The following is a 15524-nucleotide window of genomic DNA, read 5'->3' on the forward strand; positions in this document are numbered from 1 at the left end:
CTTTCACTTCCAGCCCTCCCGATTGCTGCTGAAGTCGATATACATCCGGCGTTCGGTGAAGAAGCCGATTCCTATAATTGTTCTGTTCAACTGCGCGGAATCAGTAACCGTGGTGACAAAGGGCAGTCCCTTCCCCACCTGATAGCTGTAGGTGAACGGCGAGGCTGCCAGCGTCAAGGTTTCCGTACTGCCGCGAGTCAATGACTGCGGAAATGTCGCTTTGGGGGGGACCGAAAAAACCATGTTTGGCGTGCCGGAATCGAACACGACTTTTGCCGCGAAACTTTCGCCGGAGCCGGAGTCGCTGATCGTGAAGCCGGGAATTTTGGCTTCGCATGCCGTCACTCCCGAGTTTGCTACGGCCGGGCCATCGGAAGGCGGACAGGTCAAGGGCATGGATGAATAAGCTTGCTCGTCGGCGGCGCTCAGCCCTACCGTCAGCGTTGATTGAAGGGTGCATCCCGTCATCGTGGCGGTGATAAGGCAGTTTGGATCAAGAGTCGCATTGCCGAGCGAGAAACCCGCGTTGACGCCCGCACCGTAATTCAGGTAGCGCAGCACACTCTCGAGGTCGCAACCGTTCGCATTGATCGACCGCAGCGAGCAAAGGCTCAGGCTATCGGATGGCTGCGCGCCGGGTGCTCTGGCGGCGTTAGCGTCCGAGTAGATACCCAGGATGCCGTGCTCCGGGGTTTTAAGCAGTTGGCCATTACTGCCGAGCGCTTTATAGCTGAACAGGACCGGCATGAAATTCGTGGTCAGTTCGCCGTGCCCGCCGAATTTCACCGTGGCATAACCGATATTGCCGTAGTAGTTTGAGGACCCGTTGCCGTAGATCTTGATGGCCTGCACATTAGTCACGGTGATGCCGTGGAAAGTCAGCGAGTTCTGCCCGGGTGGAAACACGAAGCCGTTGATGCTGACCATGTCCGCGGGAAATACGTCCTGTGCGCTGATGACCATACCAGCTGAGCCGGTGTCCAATACCAGCGGGGAAGGCGTTGAGAGCGTTTGCGAACCGAGCGTGACCACCGGGATGATCAGCCTGCTCATCGGATTATCTGACGATCCGCCGAATAACGATCCGTATATCGTCACCGCTGTCGGGCTTGTGACAGTGCTCCCGCCTGTCACACCCTGAACTGTTCCGGGCGCGTTCTGAAAGGCTGGCACCGGTGCAGACGCGGGCGCAGCCGGATCATTCGGAGTCGGCGATCCTGTGCTCGACTGCGGCGAGTTGCTGCTCCCGCCGCAACCGGACAAGGCCAGTCCGAGCAGGAGGATCAAGGCGAAGAAAGGTATGCGCCCCGGCTTGATTCGTTTCATGGCGGATAATCAATGAACGCAACGAGTTAAACAGGATCGGGCGTGCGTCACGTCCGAATCGATTGCTTGCACATTGCGACGCGCTCGAACCCGTCGCGCTTTTTCAATATAAATTGTCTCAAAAAAATTCCAATGAAATTTGGATACGCAATTCCCGAAATACCCTTTCGCTTTTTCCATAAATAAAGTAAAAGCTTGCCGATTCAAAGACGCGACTTGGGCGATCGACTAAACCACCCACCCGCTTCGATATTTGCAGCCGTTCTGTCATTTCAGTGCTACGGGGTTTCTCTGAACACCCGCCGCCGCTGGAAATGCTGTTCAGCACTCCCGCAGAATGATTTTCATGAACGAATCGCTTGACGTAATTATTTCTGTGAAACGCAGACTGAGCAACTGTGAGAAACCAGCTTGATCCAGACGGCCCGAGAAAACCTCAACGTTATGAGGGGACCCGCACTGCATACGGGTCCCCAATTGCATCAACCAAATCTTCGTTTACTCATGCTGAAAACGAAGCTCAAGCATATTCGTTAATCGCATCCGCGTTATTCTCAGCATTGACGCACGCAGGCGCTTACGTCAAGCTCAGTATCAACAACTGTTATTCATGCGCGGGCGCGCTCGTCAGCAGCCATGTCGTGATTACCGCACGCCATCGCCTGATCAGCGTGTCGTGCGGCAATGCGTTCTCGTCCTCCCAAGACGCGGCATCCACCGTGGACGACACGGGCCGGGCGCGAATCCCGGGCATCGAGAACGCGCTCATCAAACTGCAGAGACCCGTCCCTTCCATCGGGACGCAGACGCTGAAAATTCCCCGAAGTGCATGGCACCGAAGATCTCGATTTCGCGAGCAATCCGGGGGTGGCTCATTGCCAGACGCCGCATTCTGTGATCGTAGCCGGTGCCTTCGGACTTTTCGGAACCGCAATGTTGCCGCAGAGCGAATACGTCACGACGCCGATCACCTTCAACCGCGCGCGCCCCGTTTAGCACTCGAAGGAATCTTTTGGGCAGTGCGGTCGGCCTGGTACTTTGGCGACTCCAGAGGGCCGCTGGTCGACAGCAACGGCGTCGTCATGGGAACGGTCAGCAACGGCGGCCTGTCGGTGGAGTACGCCGCCGCGACCTGTACGGTTTCAGCCTCCATTCAAGCCGACAGCACCCTGCCGAAAGGAAACACCTCGACGAATCCAGCGAATATCTCGACCCGTGATGCTGCCTCGGGCAGCACGACCAGTCGGCTCGGATTCACACCGCAATCACCAGCCGATACCACGCAAAGTTCGTCTTCGCGCCTCGCCAGCATCCTCCAGGCGCTTGCGGACGCCTTCTCCGGTATGTGGAGCGGTTCCTGACCGCCGGCCAACCCGACCAGGCTCGAAACGCGGGGCGGCCGCGCGCGCTTCCCCGCTGTGCCGCTTCCCCGCTCGAATCACCAGCCAGCGCTCTACCTTCCCCCGGCGACCAAAAGTTTTCCGCCAATCCCCCGTTAACCCTACAAACCACGCCCAACCCACGGCCTCCATCAATCAGATGGAATAACCCCTAATCCCCCCTCTGTTCGACCCATCGCTTTACACCGCGATAGCCAACAATTCACCCTATCGAAAGAGGCACGCATTCATGGCTACCACGACCGCAAACCAGCAACCCATCGTTCCCGCCAAAGGCGGCAAGTTCAAGAAGATCCTGATCATCGCCATCGGCGCGATGGTTCTGCTCGGCGCGGGCGCCGGCGGCGCGTACTTCTTCTTCGGCAAGAACCACGGCCCGGCCAAGCCGGCTCCGGAGCCGCCGCCCGTGTTCTTCCCGCTCGATTCGCTCACCGTCAACCTCCAGTCCGACGACGGCACCATGCACTACCTGCGCGCGGGCCTGACGCTCAAGCTGCACGACGAAAAGGTGCAGTTGCTGGTCACCGAGCACATGCCCGAGGTCCGCAGCCGCGTACTGCTTCTGCTCTCGGGCAAGCGTCCCGACGACCTCGCCACCGTAGACGGCAAGAAACAGCTCGCCAACGAACTGCGCGCCGCCGTCGAGACGGCCGCGAGCACGGCTGAAAAGCCGGTGCGCGTCGAGGAAGTGCTGTTCACCGAGTTCGTCGTTCAGTAACGCTGCACCAGCGAGTCAATATTCATGGGCCACGAAGAGTTCATGTCGCAAGAGGAGGTCGATGCCCTCCTCAAGGGCGTCACCGGCGAAATCGACCAGGTCTCCGACGAGACCAAACCCGTCGGCGTCCGTCCTTACAACATCGCGACGCAGGAACGCATCGTCCGCGGCCGGATGCCCGGCCTCGAAATCATCAACGACCGCTTCGCGCGCCTGATGCGCGTGGGCATCTTCAACTTCATGCGGCGTTCGGCGGAAATTTCCGTGGGCCCGGTGAAGGTGCAGAAGTACAGCGAATTCACCCGCAACCTGCCGATCCCGACCAACCTCAACCTGGTCCACGTGAAGCCCTTGCGCGGCACGTCGCTGTTCGTGTTCGACCCGAATCTGGTGTTCTTCGTGGTCGACAACCTGTTCGGCGGCGACGGGCGCTTCCATACGCGCGTCGAGGGACGCGAGTTCACGCAGACCGAGCAGCGCATCATCAGCAAGCTCCTCAACCTGGTGTTCGAGCATTACGCAACCTCGTGGCGCAGCGTGAAGCCGCTCCAGTTCGAATACATGCGTTCGGAGATGCACACGCAGTTCGCCAACGTCGCGACGCCGAACGAGATTGTCATCGTGACGCAGTTCACGATCGAGTTCGGCTCGACGGGCGGCACGCTGCACATCTGCATGCCCTACTCGATGATCGAGCCGATCCGTGACGTGCTGTCCTCGCCCATCCAGGGCGAAGCGCTCGAAGTGGACCGCCGCTGGGTGCGCGTGCTGTCGCAACAGGTGCAGTCGGCGGAAGTGGAACTGACGGTGGATCTCGCTGAAATCCGCTCGTCGTTCGAACAGCTGCTGAACATGCGCGCCGGCGACGTGCTGCCGATCGACATCCCCGAGCATGTCACGGCGAAGGTGGACGGCGTGCCGGTGATGGATTGCGGCTACGGAATTTTCAATGGGCAATACGCGCTGCGCGTGCAAAAAATGGTCAGCGCGAGCGATACGATGAAGGAAGGTGGATATGAGTGACCTGATGCAGGAAGGCACGTTGCCCGGCGCGGACGCCAAGGCCGACGACGCCGTCATGGACGACTGGGCCAGCGCCCTCGCCGAACAGAACGGCAACGAAACGCCGGCGGTGGCTACGGCCGGCGTGTTCCAGCCCTTGTCGAAGGCCGCGGCGCCGTCCACTCGCAACGACATCGACATGATTCTCGACATCCCCGTGCAGATGACGGTGGAGCTCGGACGTACGAAGATTGCGATCCGCAACCTGCTGCAACTCGCACAGGGCTCGGTCGTGGAACTCGACGGCCTCGCTGGCGAGCCGATGGACGTGCTGGTCAACGGCTGCCTGATCGCACAGGGCGAAGTGGTGGTCGTCAACGACAAGTTCGGCATCCGCCTGACCGACATCATCACGCCGTCTGAACGCATCCGGAAGCTGAATCGATGAAACGCGTGGCCGCCGCGCTGCTTTTCGCCGCGCCCCTTCTCGTGCCGGTGCTTGCCCACGCCGCCGACATGAACGCGGTGAATCACGCCGCGCAGATTGCCTCCGGCGTCGGCGCAGGCACCGCGGTGCCGTCGCTCGGCTTCGGCGCGGTTCTGCAGACACTCGTCGGGCTCGCGGTCGTGATCGGCTTCGTGTTCGGCTGCGCATGGCTCGCACGCAAGTTCGGCTATCAGGGCGGCAAGCGCAGCGGGCTCGTGAAAGTGGTCGGCGGCGCGTCGCTCGGCAACAAGGAACGCGTTGCGGTGATCGAGGTAGGCGATACCTGGCTCGTGCTCGGCGCCGGTCCCGGCAACGTGCGCCTGCTGCACACGATGCCCGCCGGTTCCGCGCAAGTGGACGGCATTGGCGTTCCTGTTCCGGGCGCTGCGCAAACGGCGTCCGGCGGCTTCGGCCAGCGCTTCCGCGACGCGCTCGCCGGCGAAGCGAACAAGCGCCTGCAGAAGTTCGTCAAGTAACGCGATGGTCCCCTGCATCGGGCGTGCTCCGCGAGGACCACGCCCGATGTGCGTTTACATCCCATCTGACAGCCCGCCCGCAATAGAACGAGTTAGCGCGGGTTTCCCCCTCTGTTCGCGTCATCGTCGCGTCCCCGGATAGTCAACAATTCAGCCTATCGAAAGAGGCAGGATTTCATGGCTATCACCTTCATCGTTTTCCACGGTCAGCGCGTCATCGATGTCCTTGCGGGCATCGCGGGCAAGCGTCTCAAGCAGTTCGTCGGCGGGAGCAAGTAATGCGGGTCAGTCGTAACATCGTGCGCGGCGTGAAGCTCGCGCTTCCGGTCGTGATCGGTCTGATGCCGTATCTCGCCTTCGCACAAAGCACCGCGGGCCTGCCCGCGTTCAACACCAGCCCCGGCCCGAACGGCGGCACGACCTATTCGCTCAGCGTGCAGACAATGCTGCTGCTGACGATGCTGTCGTTCCTCCCGGCGATGGTCCTGATGATGACGAGCTTCACGCGCATCATCATCGTGCTGTCGCTGCTGCGCCAGGCGCTCGGCACGACGAGCACGCCGCCGAACCAAGTGCTTGTCGGCCTCGCGCTGTTTCTCTCGTTCTTCGTGATGTCGCCGGTGCTCGACAAGGCCTACAACGACGCTTACAAGCCCTTCTCCGAAGGCCAGATCGCGATGGATCAGGCCATGACGCGCGGCGTCGCGCCGTTCAAGCAGTTCATGCTGAAGCAGACCCGCGAGGCGGATCTCGCGCTGTTCGCGCGCATTTCGCACGCCGCGCCGATGAACGGCCCCGAGGACGTGCCGCTGTCGCTGCTGGTGCCTTCGTTCGTCACGAGCGAGTTGAAGACCGGTTTCCAGATCGGCTTCACGATCTTCATCCCGTTCCTGATCATCGACATGGTGGTGGCCAGCGTGCTGATGTCGATGGGCATGATGATGGTGTCGCCCACCACGATCGCGCTGCCGTTCAAGCTGATGTTGTTCGTGCTCGTCGACGGCTGGCAGTTGCTGATCGGCTCGCTCGCGCAGAGCTTCGTTTCCTGAGGATCGACAGATGACGCCGGAATCCGTCATGACGATGGCCCATCAGGCGATGTACGTCGCCTTGTTGCTGGCCGCGCCGCTGCTGCTCGTCGCGCTGGTCGTGGGTCTGGTGGTGAGCCTGTTCCAGGCCGCCACGCAGATCAACGAATCGACGCTCTCGTTCATTCCGAAGCTGATCGCGGTGGCGGTCACGCTGGTGATCGCCGGGCCCTGGATGCTCTCGACGCTGCTCGACTACATGCGTCACGTCTTCACCATCACGCCCGCGATCACGGGCTGAGCGGTTCAATGTTCTCCGTCACCTATGCGCAACTGAACGGCTGGCTCACGGCGTTCCTGTGGCCGTTCGTGCGCATTCTTGCGCTGATCGGCACGGCGCCGGTGCTGAGCCACATGGCGATCCCGATGCGCGTGAAGATCGCGCTCGCCGCGTTCGTCGCGCTGATCGTCGCGCCGACGCTCGGCGCCATGCCGCAGGTGACGGTGTTTTCATCGGCGGGCATCTGGATCATCGTCAACCAGTTTCTGATTGGCGCGGCCATCGGCATGACGATGCAGGTTGCGTTCGCGGCCGTGGATGCCGCCGGCGAGTTCATCGGCCAGCAGATGGGGCTCGGCTTCGCGATGCTCTACGATCCGCGCGCCGGCGGCAATGCCGTGGTTGTGTCGCGCTATCTCAACACGCTGGCGATGCTCGCCTTCCTCGTGTTCGACGGCCATCTGCAACTGATCAGCGCGCTGGTCTCTACATTTCAAAGCGTGCCGGTGGATGTGAACGTCGTGGCGTCAGCCGCGCATGCCCAAGGCTGGCGCGTGTTGGTGGGTTATGGCGCCAGCGTTTTTTCGACGGGCTTGCTGCTTGCGCTGCCGATCGTCGCCGCGCTGCTCACCGCCAACCTGGCGCTCGGCATTCTGAACCGGGCCGCGCCGCAGATCGGCATCTTCCAGGTCGGCTTTCCGGTGACCATGCTCGTCGGCTTGTTGCTGCTGCAACTCATGGTGCCGAACCTGATGCCGTTCTTCCAGCGCATCTTCGACGTAGGGCTCGGGCAAATCGGGCGTATCGCCGGCGCGATGCACTGACGCGCATTGAAATGTTCCGGCTCATGCCGTCCGGCAACGATATCTCGGAATTTCCGTAACGCCTTCGACGTGGGATCGCTGTAGTCTGCCGCCTGACGAAATTTCCATCGTCCAATTCTTACAAGGAAGCAGTCATGCACCAACGTCAGTCAGTCACCATGCAGAAGATCGATCGAAGCCAACTTCGCTACTCGCTGGTTTCGGGAGGCGCGGCGAAGACCACCAACGCCGTCACGCAGAGCAACATCGAGGGCAATAACGTCATCGTGCTGCAGGGCGAAGTCTCCAGCACCAACACAAAGATTCCTGTCTAGCAGCGAGCCCCGGGCCCATCCGCCCGGACCGGCGGGCGAGCGAAAGCACGTTCGACTGTTGCGCGCCCATAAAAAAGGAGCATCGCGTCTCCGCGATGCTCCTCACGATCAAGGCCCGGCAAGAGCCGCCCCAATCAGCTCCCGATGTAATCGAACAGCGACATCTTCTGGATCTGCGAGAACGCCATCTGGGCTGCTTGCAGCGAGGTCTGCGTCAGCTCGTACTGGCTGATCGCCGACACCAGGTCGATGCTCGTGAGATTGGCCATGTCGCTCGCCGTCTGCGTCTGGCTGGTCTGCATCGACGTCTGCGTCGACTGCACTTCCTGTTCACGCCCACCCACCACCGTCTGCGCCGCCAGCACGTTATTGAACGTGTTGTTGACCTTGGTCCCGGCCGTACTCAATGCATTCGTCAACGCGGCCTGCGCGCCCGGCGTACCGGTCGGCTGCTTGAGCGCCGCCACGATGTTGTCGAGCGTCGCGAAGATATCGTTGTTGTCGGTGGCCGCCGGCTGCACGGTGAACGTGTCGCCGTTGCCCGGCGTGCCGTCGATCGTCACGCTCTGGCCGCCCAGCTTGATGTCCGTCTTGCCGGTATAAGCCACGTTGGTCGGCAGCGTGGTGTCGGGCGGCGTGGATTCGACCGAATAGCTCGTCGTGCCGTCCGTTGCCGACACCGCGAACGTGATCTTGTACTGGCTCGCGTTGCCGGCGTTGCTGGCGTCAGTGACGCTCACCGCGCTGACCGTGCCGGTGCCGGTGTTCTGGCTGCCGGCGCTCGAGACGGGATCGCTTTCCGTCGGCGAGACGCTCTGGAAAATCGATACGCCCGTGTCGCCCACCGAAATCGAACGGCCTTCGCTGATCTGCACCGAACGCTGGCCGAAGTCGCCCGAATAGGTCGTGCCGACGCCCGACGAATCGTTGGTGAACGGCGCCGTGCTGCCCTTCAAGCCGGAGAAGATGTAGTTGCCGTTGCTGTCCGTGGTGTTCGCGAGGCCGAAGAGCTGGTCGCGCAAACCCTGGATCGCGGTCGCGACCGAGGTGCGGTCCGCATCGGTGAGCGAGCCGTCGCCGGCCTGCACGATCTTCGTCTGAATGCTTTGCAGCACCGTGCTCACGGTGCCGAGCGTGGAGTCTTCCTGTTGCAGCGAGGACAACGCGGTCGTCTGGTTCGTGCTGTATTGCGCGAGCGCGCCGCTCTTCAGCGTCAGCTGCACGGCCTGCGCGGCGCCGAGCGGATCGTCGGACGCGGTGAGAATGCGCTTGCCCGACGAGATCTGCTGATACATCGACGCGAGCGTGCTTTGCTGGTCGCTCATCGAAGCGACGTTCATGTTGAAGTACTGGGAGCTGGAAATGCGCATCGCGTTGTGCCTCAGTTGAACATGCCGAGCAGCGACTGGAACAGCGTTGCGGCGGTCTGGATCACCTTGCTGTTCGCTTGATAGAGCTGCTGATACTGAATCAGGTTGGCCGCTTCTTCGTTCAGGTTCACGCCCTGCACCGATTGCTGCGCCGTCGTGGCTTGCGAGAGCAGCGCGGTCTGCGCCGTGCTGGTCGCCTTGAGCTGGTTGGTCTGGTTGCCGATCGTGTTCACGTAATTCGCGTACGAGCTCGTGAGCGTGTCGGTGCCGCCGTTGAACGACTTGGTCGAGACCAGGTTGGACATCGCGAGCGCGTTGCTGCCGTCGCTCGTGCCGCCCTTGTTCTGCGCGATGGTGAACGCGTCGTTGTCTTTCGGCGTGCCGCTGATGGTGGCGGAAATGCCGTTCGCCGTGACCGTCATGCCGTTCGACGTGTTGTACGGAATGGTCGTGCCCGCCGTGTAGCTGGTGCCGCCGACCGTCACATCGACGCTCGACGTGAAGCCGCCCGCCGACGCGCTGTACGTGAGCTTGATGTCCGACGGCATCGAGTAGCCGGTCGTGACCGTCGCCGACGAAATCGTCGCCGTGCCGGTGTTCGAGCTGCCCGCCGAGGTCACTGCCGGCGACGCCGCGGCCACTGCGGCGCCGTTGGTCGTCGTGAGCTTGAACGCGTCGAGTGCGGCGCGCGTCGGCTGGATCGTGAACGAGTCGCCCTGCTTCACATCGGCGGCGGCCGGCACGGTGATCTTCAGGCCGTTGATGGTCTTGTCGGTGCCGGGATCGATCGTGCCGAGCGAGTTGCCGGTGGCCGGATCGGTCACGTTGAACGTCGTGCCGTTGTAGGTGACGGCGAAATCGTTGGTCGGCGGCTGCGTGCCGTCGACGATCGATGCGCTCACGGTACCCGTGCCCTGGTTGCGCGCATTGGTCACGATGTTCGGGCTGCCGGCCGCGAACAGGTCCGTGCCCTGGACGCCGTTGAGATCGAGGCCGAGCTTGTTCTGGCTGTTCAACTGACTGCTGAAGCTCGTGGCGATGGCGCCGAGCTGCGCTTCGGCCGGGTCGAGCGTCTGCGAGCGGAACGAGATGAGACCGCCGACCACGCCGCCCGTGAGCGCTGAGTTGTCGATGTACTGGGTATTCGCGGGCGTCTGCAGCGAGCCGTCGCGGCTTTGGAACGCCACGGTCAGTTCGCTCGGATCCGACGGAGAATTCACCGTCTGCAAGCCGTATTGCGTATTGCCGACGACGAGCGGCTGCCCGTTGCCGATGAACACGTTGTAGCTGTTGCCCTGCGACACGACCTGCACGCCGATCATCGAACTGAGGTTCGTGACGAGCTGATCGCGCTGGTCGAGCAACTGGTTCGGTTGCTGGCCGCCGGCCGTGGCGACGTCGATCTGCTTGTTGAGATCGGCGATCTGCTGCGAGTAGCTGTTGATCTGCGAGACCGCGCTCGTCAACTGCGTGTTGACGCTCTGGCGCAGCTGGTCGTATTGCTCGCCGGCCGAATTGATCTGGTCAGCGAGCGTCTGCGCGCTGCTCATCAGCGACTGGCGCACGGCGGTGCTGCTTGCCGAGTTCGCGACGGACTGCAGGCCGGAGAAGTAATTGGTGACGCCCGTCGCGATGCCCTTGGTCGGATCGCCCACGAGGTTGTTGAGCTGCGAGATCAGCGAGTAGTACGTGCTCGCCGCGCTGCTCGACGCTTGCGTGTTGTTGACCTGGGTCGTCAGGTACTGGCTGTATTGACGCGTGACGGTGGTCGCCTGCACACCATTGCCGAGATAGCCGGAGCCGGTGTATTGGCCGGCTGCTTCCTGATACTGGACTTTTTCGAGCGTATAGCCGGGCGTCGCGGCATTGCTGATGTTCTGTCCGGTCGTCGTCAGGCCCCACTGGGCCGCGTTCAGTCCGGAAAGACCAATGCTGAAGATATTGTTGGACATGCGTGATCCTGTTGAGGCGGCGTGGAATCGAGCGCTGCCGCATGATTGCCTTGTATATCGGCCGGACGCCGGGGAAATTGAGCTTCACGCGTGGCTCGCATCGGGAGATCGGAGCGATTGCAGCGATCACGAGTCGATGCAAACGCTGGACGCTTGTCGCGATGGGAGATTATCGACGGGCGATGTCAATCGCCATTGGGCGAAGAGCGCGGGATTTTCCGGTCAATTCTGCTGATTCGGTGCACGCTCGCTCAATTGCCCCATGAACGACGATGCCCCTGTGCAAGACGGCAGTTGCCTGCCGCCCCGCACAGGGGCATGGGGCTGATCCACTCAGCCAGTTACTCGGCGAACGCGTTACTTCGCCAGTGAGCGACGCTTCATCTCGAGCTGAGTGATCAGCCGTTGCAGCGTGTTTTCCGCTGAACCGGGCATTGACGTGAACTTGAAGCCGATCGTATAGCGGCGGTCACCTTTGGGCGTCGTCGATTCGCGATGGGACACCAGCATCATGTCCAGTGTGACCTTGCCGTTCGCGCTGAAATGCAACTCGGCGTCCTCCAGCACGACGCCCATCTCCAGGCCCGCGAGACGCTCGTCCGTCGTGCGCAGCGCGACGCCGCCCAGCGACAGGTCGTGCACCTCGAAGCGGAAGCGCTCGCCGTCCGGGAGCACGCCTGTGCAGATGTAAGGATCGAGCACCGGCGCTTCGACGCGGAAATACTCGCGCCGCTGCATGTAGTAGAGCACCGTCGGGAACTCGACTTCGAACGCGGGCCGGCCTTCGAACACGGTTTCGCGCGGCCGCGCCGTGGTGAACTCGACGCGCACGCCTTCAGGCGCCGCATGGAAAATGAGCTTCTGGGCCGCCAGCACGCCGTGGTTCTGTTCCGCGACGCCGCCCCAGTCGAAGGTGAAACGATGCGCCGTCACATCGACGTCGAGCAGGCGGGTGACAATCTGGCCGTCGCCGTATTGCGCGGTGAGGAAGTCGCCGCGATTGCCGAGATTGCGCAGCGCAACGCCGATTTCCAGCGGATTGCGTCGCCCGAAATCAACGATCGGTGCAACATCATCGTCGGCAACGTCATGTTTTTGATTGGTGTTCATGGTGCTAGCCGTATTCTCTGTGCTCGCGCATCGCCCTTATCCCCGAACGCCGCGCGTCGCTCCAGGCCCCTATTGGTCCGGAACTTCGATTATTCATGTTAGCGGCTTGCGGTTTTAAAAGTTTAGGGTTTGCCGGCGCAAAAAGTATGTGGTGCGCCGTCCCTTCGAACGTAAAACGTTTGCTGTCGGTCCACGTCCGAACAATTGCGCTGGATGGGGCCGTAAACGGCAAATGCCGCCTTCAGAGCAAGAAGGCGGCCGCAACCATCGGGTGATTGGACAGGACGCTGCGCCCTGCTATGTCAGACGATCTGCTGCATGATCGAGATGAGCTTCTTCGCGTAATGCGGATCGGTCGCGTAACCCGCCTTCTGCATGCCGTGCGCGAAGCCGGCCACATCGCGCGAAGCCTGGATTACCGGCGCATAGCGCGGGTTGTTGCTGATGACGCTGGCGTAATCAGTCAGCGCGTGCTCGTACGAATCGTAGGCTCGGAACTTCTCCACCACCTTTTGCGGCCGGCCGTTCACGTATTCGGTCGTGACGGCATTGACCGTCTTGCCGGTCCAGTCCTTGGTCGCCTTGATGCCGAAGATGTTGTGGCTCGTCGAGCCATCGGCGGCCTTGATCTCACGCTTGCCCCAGCCGGATTCCAGCGCCGCCTGGCCGATAATGAAGCGCGCCGGAATGCCCGTCGCCGCGCTCGCGGCCTGCGCCGGCGCAGCCAGGCGGTCGACGAACGCATTGACCTTGTCCGAACCGTTGCCGCGCGCGGGCGGCTCGAGCGAATCCGCCGCCGAGTAGCCGCGGCCGGCGAGCGCGCTGTTCTTGTTGACCTGCGCCGCCGAATAGGCTTTCGCCATGGCGTTCATGGCGGCGAGATTGCCCGCGTTGGCATCGAGATCGCCGCCGCTGCCCGACATGCCGCCGAGCGCCTGCATCGCGTTCATGGAGCTTGCCGCGCCGCCCGCGGCGTTGGCGCCGGTCTGCGCGCCGGAATTGCGCATGAGCTGCTTGAGCATCATGTCCGCCACGCCAATGCCTTTCGACGACATCTGCTGCGACAGCTGCTGATCGAGCATCGACGTGAACGACTTTGAATCGTTCGATTCGAACGGGCTGTCGGAAGGCGTTGCGTCGCGCATGCTTTTCAGCATCATCTGCGTGAAGACGGCGTCAAACTGCTTCGCCGCTTCCTTGAGTCCCTGCTGCGGGTTCGCGCCGGCCTGCGCGCGCAATGCGTCGAAGCCTTGCGTATCGAGCGCGAAACGGTTCGAGAGATTCGAGAGTCCGCCGCTCGTATCGGTCGATGCCAGCGCGGCGCTGGCGATTCCGTTGGTGTTCGCGTTCATGGGTTCTTATACGTTATCAGATGATTTCGAGGTCGGCGCGCAAGGCGCCGGCAGCCTTCATCGACTGAAGGATCGAGATGAGATCGGCCGGCGTTGCGCCGAGCGCGTTGAGCGCCTTGACGACTTCGGCGAGATTCGCGCCCGCGTTCAACATCTTGAGTGCGCCGCTGTCCTGCTTGAGCTGGATCGACGACTCCTTCGCTGCCACGGTCTGGCCGTTCGAGAAAGCGTTCGGCTGGCTCACCGCCGTCTTGGTGTTGATCACGACCGACAGATTGCCGTGTGCCACGGCGCAGTTCTGCAGCGTGACCATCTGGTTCATCACGATGGACCCGGTGCGCGCGTTCAGGATCACCTTCGCGGCGGCCTGCGCCGGATGCACGTCGATATTCTGCAACTGCGCCATGAAGGATACTTGCTGGCTCGGGTCCTGCGGCGCGCGCAACTGGATGGTGCGGCCGTCGAGCGCGAGCGCCGTGCCCGGGCCGAACAGGTTGTTGACCGCCGCCACGATGCGCTGCGTCGTGTCGAAGTCCATGTCGCGCAGTTCCATCTGCATGACGCCGCCCTGCTGCTGCAACGCCGACGGCACCGCGCGCTCGACAATTGCCCCCGCCGAGATGCGGCCCACCGCCAGCTGGTTCACCTGGACCTTGCTGCCGTTTGCACTGGCGCCCGCGCCGCCGACGACGAGGTTGCCCTGCGCCATCGCGTACACCTGACCGTCGGCGCCTTTCAGCGGCGACATCAGCAAGGTGCCGCCCCGCAGGCTCTTGGCGTTGCCGAGCGAAGACACGGTGACGTCGATCGCTTCGCCGGGGCGCGCGAACGGCGGCAGCGTCGCGGTGACCATCACGGCGGCGACGTTCTTCAGCTGCATGTTCTGTGTAGTCGCTGAATTCACCGTGATGCCCAGGTTGCCGAGCATGTTGGTGAGCGACTGCGTCGTGAACGGCGTCTGCATGGTCTGGTCGCCGGTGCCGTCGAGGCCGACGACGAGACCATAGCCGATCAGCGGATTGTCACGCACGCCCTGGAACGAGACGAGGTCCTTGAGGCGCTCGGCATGCGCATACGGCACGGTGCCGAGCGCGACGACGGCTGCGGCGAGCGAGAACGAGATAAAACGAAGAAGCGGATTCATGATCAGAACGGCGCGACGTTGAGGAAGAAGCGTTGGAGCCAGCCCATGTTCTCCGCTTCGTCGATGTAACCCTTCGCCGAGTATTCGATCTTCGCGTCGGCGACTTGCGTGGAGTAGACGGTGTTGCTGCCCGAGATGGTCGTCGGGTTGACGACGCCCGAGAAGCGTACGAATTCATTGCCCTGGTTGATGAGCATCTGCTTCTCGCCGCTCACCATCAGGTTGCCGTTGGGCAGGACTTCCGTGACGGTCACGGTCAGCGTGCCGCTGAACGTGTTGGCTGCGCTGGCGCCGCCAGCCGCGGTGAACTTGTTGGCGCCGGTGGCCGAGAGCGTCGTGTTGTTGAACAGGCCGCCGAAGATGCCCGGCGTGGTCGGCACGGCGAACGACGCATTGCTGCCGCGGTTGGTGTTCGCTGCCGAGGACTTCGTCGCGTTGACGTTTTCCGAGATCACGATGGTCAGGATGTCGCCCATGTTGCGCGGCCGCTGGTCTTCGAACAGCGGGCGGCCCGCGTAGCCGGCGTTGTAGATCGCGCCGGGCGAGCGCGTGCCGGTGGGCGGCTGCGGCGGACGCGCGGTCATCGGCTGCTGGATGATCGGCTCTTTCGGCACGAGGCCGCACGCGGCGAGCGTCGCGCCGAGCACAGCAACCGTGGCGAGGCGCGATGCATGAAGCGAAGCGCGCGCGATGAGGTGAAGTGACGACATCGTGATAACTCGTATGAAGCGAAAGATGCGT

Annotated in this window: 16 protein-coding genes; 9 read left to right on the top strand and 7 right to left on the bottom strand. The window is 62.4% G+C overall.

Annotated features, from left to right (window positions below; genetic code table 11):
* Positions 1 to 3: 3 nt before the first annotated feature.
* Entirely contained in the window at positions 4 to 1326 is a 1323-nt protein-coding gene (locus tag QCE63_RS00575) for a hypothetical protein (RefSeq protein ID WP_309829529.1), read from the bottom strand.
* A 641-nt stretch (positions 1327 to 1967) separates the two neighbouring features.
* Between QCE63_RS00575 and QCE63_RS00580 the strand changes: the two genes are divergently transcribed.
* From QCE63_RS00580 to QCE63_RS00620, 9 genes are all read left to right on the top strand, one after another.
* Entirely contained in the window at positions 1968 to 2687 is a 720-nt protein-coding gene (locus tag QCE63_RS00580; RefSeq protein WP_309829531.1) for a hypothetical protein, read from the top strand.
* Positions 2688 to 2955: 268 nt separating this feature from the next.
* Positions 2956 to 3444 carry a flagellar basal body-associated protein FliL gene (fliL, locus tag QCE63_RS00585; RefSeq protein ID WP_309829533.1) on the top strand — a complete coding sequence of 163 codons (489 nt, stop codon included), beginning with the start codon at positions 2956 to 2958 and terminating at the stop codon, positions 3442 to 3444.
* A 24-nt stretch (positions 3445 to 3468) separates the two neighbouring features.
* On the top strand, positions 3469 to 4467 hold the full coding sequence (gene fliM, locus QCE63_RS00590; protein WP_309829535.1) for a flagellar motor switch protein FliM: 999 nt from the start codon (positions 3469 to 3471) through the stop codon (positions 4465 to 4467).
* Positions 4460 to 4894 carry a flagellar motor switch protein FliN gene (gene fliN, locus QCE63_RS00595; protein ID WP_309829537.1) on the top strand — a complete coding sequence of 145 codons (435 nt, stop codon included), beginning with the start codon at positions 4460 to 4462 and terminating at the stop codon, positions 4892 to 4894. Before fliM ends, fliN begins: the two co-directional genes overlap by 8 nt.
* Positions 4891 to 5409 carry a flagellar biosynthetic protein FliO gene (gene fliO / locus QCE63_RS00600; RefSeq protein WP_309829539.1) on the top strand — a complete coding sequence of 173 codons (519 nt, stop codon included), beginning with the start codon at positions 4891 to 4893 and terminating at the stop codon, positions 5407 to 5409. The genes fliN and fliO overlap by 4 nt, the downstream gene beginning before the upstream one ends.
* A gap of 341 nt (positions 5410 to 5750) precedes the next feature.
* Entirely contained in the window at positions 5751 to 6458 is a 708-nt protein-coding gene (fliP, locus tag QCE63_RS00605; protein ID WP_404984777.1) for a flagellar type III secretion system pore protein FliP, read from the top strand.
* A 10-nt stretch (positions 6459 to 6468) separates the two neighbouring features.
* Positions 6469 to 6738, top strand: a complete 270-nt coding sequence (gene fliQ, locus QCE63_RS00610) for a flagellar biosynthesis protein FliQ (protein WP_008352562.1) — start codon at positions 6469 to 6471, stop codon at positions 6736 to 6738.
* Positions 6739 to 6746: 8 nt separating this feature from the next.
* Positions 6747 to 7541, top strand: a complete 795-nt coding sequence (fliR, locus tag QCE63_RS00615; RefSeq protein WP_309829541.1) for a flagellar biosynthetic protein FliR — start codon at positions 6747 to 6749, stop codon at positions 7539 to 7541.
* 134 nt (positions 7542 to 7675) lie between these two features.
* A complete protein-coding gene (locus tag QCE63_RS00620; RefSeq protein WP_309829543.1) occupies positions 7676 to 7855 on the top strand; it encodes a hypothetical protein in 180 nt (59 codons plus the stop codon).
* Between the two features lie 134 nt (positions 7856 to 7989).
* On the opposite strand, the gene flgL is transcribed toward QCE63_RS00620, so the two are convergent.
* The 6 genes from flgL to QCE63_RS00650 form a co-directional block, all read right to left on the bottom strand.
* Positions 7990 to 9225: a flagellar hook-associated protein FlgL gene (flgL, locus tag QCE63_RS00625; RefSeq protein WP_309829545.1), complete on the bottom strand. Its 1236-nt coding sequence runs from the start codon at positions 9223 to 9225 to the stop codon at positions 7990 to 7992.
* 11 nt (positions 9226 to 9236) lie between these two features.
* Positions 9237 to 11177, bottom strand: coding sequence for a flagellar hook-associated protein FlgK (gene flgK, locus QCE63_RS00630; RefSeq protein WP_309829548.1), 1941 nt, complete (start codon positions 11175 to 11177; stop codon positions 9237 to 9239).
* A gap of 357 nt (positions 11178 to 11534) precedes the next feature.
* A complete protein-coding gene (locus QCE63_RS00635) occupies positions 11535 to 12287 on the bottom strand; it encodes a flagellar regulator YcgR PilZN domain-containing protein (RefSeq protein WP_309829550.1) in 753 nt (250 codons plus the stop codon).
* Positions 12288 to 12589: 302 nt separating this feature from the next.
* Entirely contained in the window at positions 12590 to 13639 is a 1050-nt protein-coding gene (flgJ, locus tag QCE63_RS00640; RefSeq protein WP_309829552.1) for a flagellar assembly peptidoglycan hydrolase FlgJ, read from the bottom strand.
* A gap of 16 nt (positions 13640 to 13655) precedes the next feature.
* Positions 13656 to 14783, bottom strand: coding sequence for a flagellar basal body P-ring protein FlgI (locus QCE63_RS00645; protein ID WP_309829555.1), 1128 nt, complete (start codon positions 14781 to 14783; stop codon positions 13656 to 13658).
* A 2-nt stretch (positions 14784 to 14785) separates the two neighbouring features.
* Positions 14786 to 15493, bottom strand: coding sequence for a flagellar basal body L-ring protein FlgH (locus tag QCE63_RS00650; RefSeq protein ID WP_309829557.1), 708 nt, complete (start codon positions 15491 to 15493; stop codon positions 14786 to 14788).
* Positions 15494 to 15524 lie beyond the last annotated feature (31 nt).

It is taken from the genome of Caballeronia sp. LZ065 (assembly GCF_031450975.1).
GTDB lineage: Bacteria > Pseudomonadota > Gammaproteobacteria > Burkholderiales > Burkholderiaceae > Caballeronia.

Bases quoted from the DNA above. Each gene is read 5' to 3' on its own strand.
- flgJ (WP_309829552.1), bottom strand. From the start codon at position 13,639: ATGAACGCGAACACCAACGGAATCGCCAGCGCCGCGCTGGCATCGACC.
- flgL (WP_309829545.1), bottom strand. From the start codon at position 9,225: ATGCGCATTTCCAGCTCCCAGTACTTCAACATGAACGTCGCTTCGATG.
- QCE63_RS00635 (WP_309829550.1), bottom strand. From the start codon at position 12,287: ATGAACACCAATCAAAAACATGACGTTGCCGACGATGATGTTGCACCG.
- fliL (WP_309829533.1), top strand. From the start codon at position 2,956: ATGGCTACCACGACCGCAAACCAGCAACCCATCGTTCCCGCCAAAGGC.
- flgK (WP_309829548.1), bottom strand. From the start codon at position 11,177: ATGTCCAACAATATCTTCAGCATTGGTCTTTCCGGACTGAACGCGGCC.
- QCE63_RS00620 (WP_309829543.1), top strand. From the start codon at position 7,676: ATGCACCAACGTCAGTCAGTCACCATGCAGAAGATCGATCGAAGCCAA.
- fliR (WP_309829541.1), top strand. From the start codon at position 6,747: ATGTTCTCCGTCACCTATGCGCAACTGAACGGCTGGCTCACGGCGTTC.
- fliQ (WP_008352562.1), top strand. From the start codon at position 6,469: ATGACGCCGGAATCCGTCATGACGATGGCCCATCAGGCGATGTACGTC.
- QCE63_RS00645 (WP_309829555.1), bottom strand. From the start codon at position 14,783: ATGAATCCGCTTCTTCGTTTTATCTCGTTCTCGCTCGCCGCAGCCGTC.
- fliO (WP_309829539.1), top strand. From the start codon at position 4,891: ATGAAACGCGTGGCCGCCGCGCTGCTTTTCGCCGCGCCCCTTCTCGTG.
- fliP (WP_404984777.1), top strand. From the start codon at position 5,751: ATGCCGTATCTCGCCTTCGCACAAAGCACCGCGGGCCTGCCCGCGTTC.
- fliN (WP_309829537.1), top strand. From the start codon at position 4,460: ATGAGTGACCTGATGCAGGAAGGCACGTTGCCCGGCGCGGACGCCAAG.
- QCE63_RS00575 (WP_309829529.1), bottom strand. From the start codon at position 1,326: ATGAAACGAATCAAGCCGGGGCGCATACCTTTCTTCGCCTTGATCCTC.
- fliM (WP_309829535.1), top strand. From the start codon at position 3,469: ATGGGCCACGAAGAGTTCATGTCGCAAGAGGAGGTCGATGCCCTCCTC.
- QCE63_RS00650 (WP_309829557.1), bottom strand. From the start codon at position 15,493: ATGTCGTCACTTCACCTCATCGCGCGCGCTTCGCTTCATGCATCGCGC.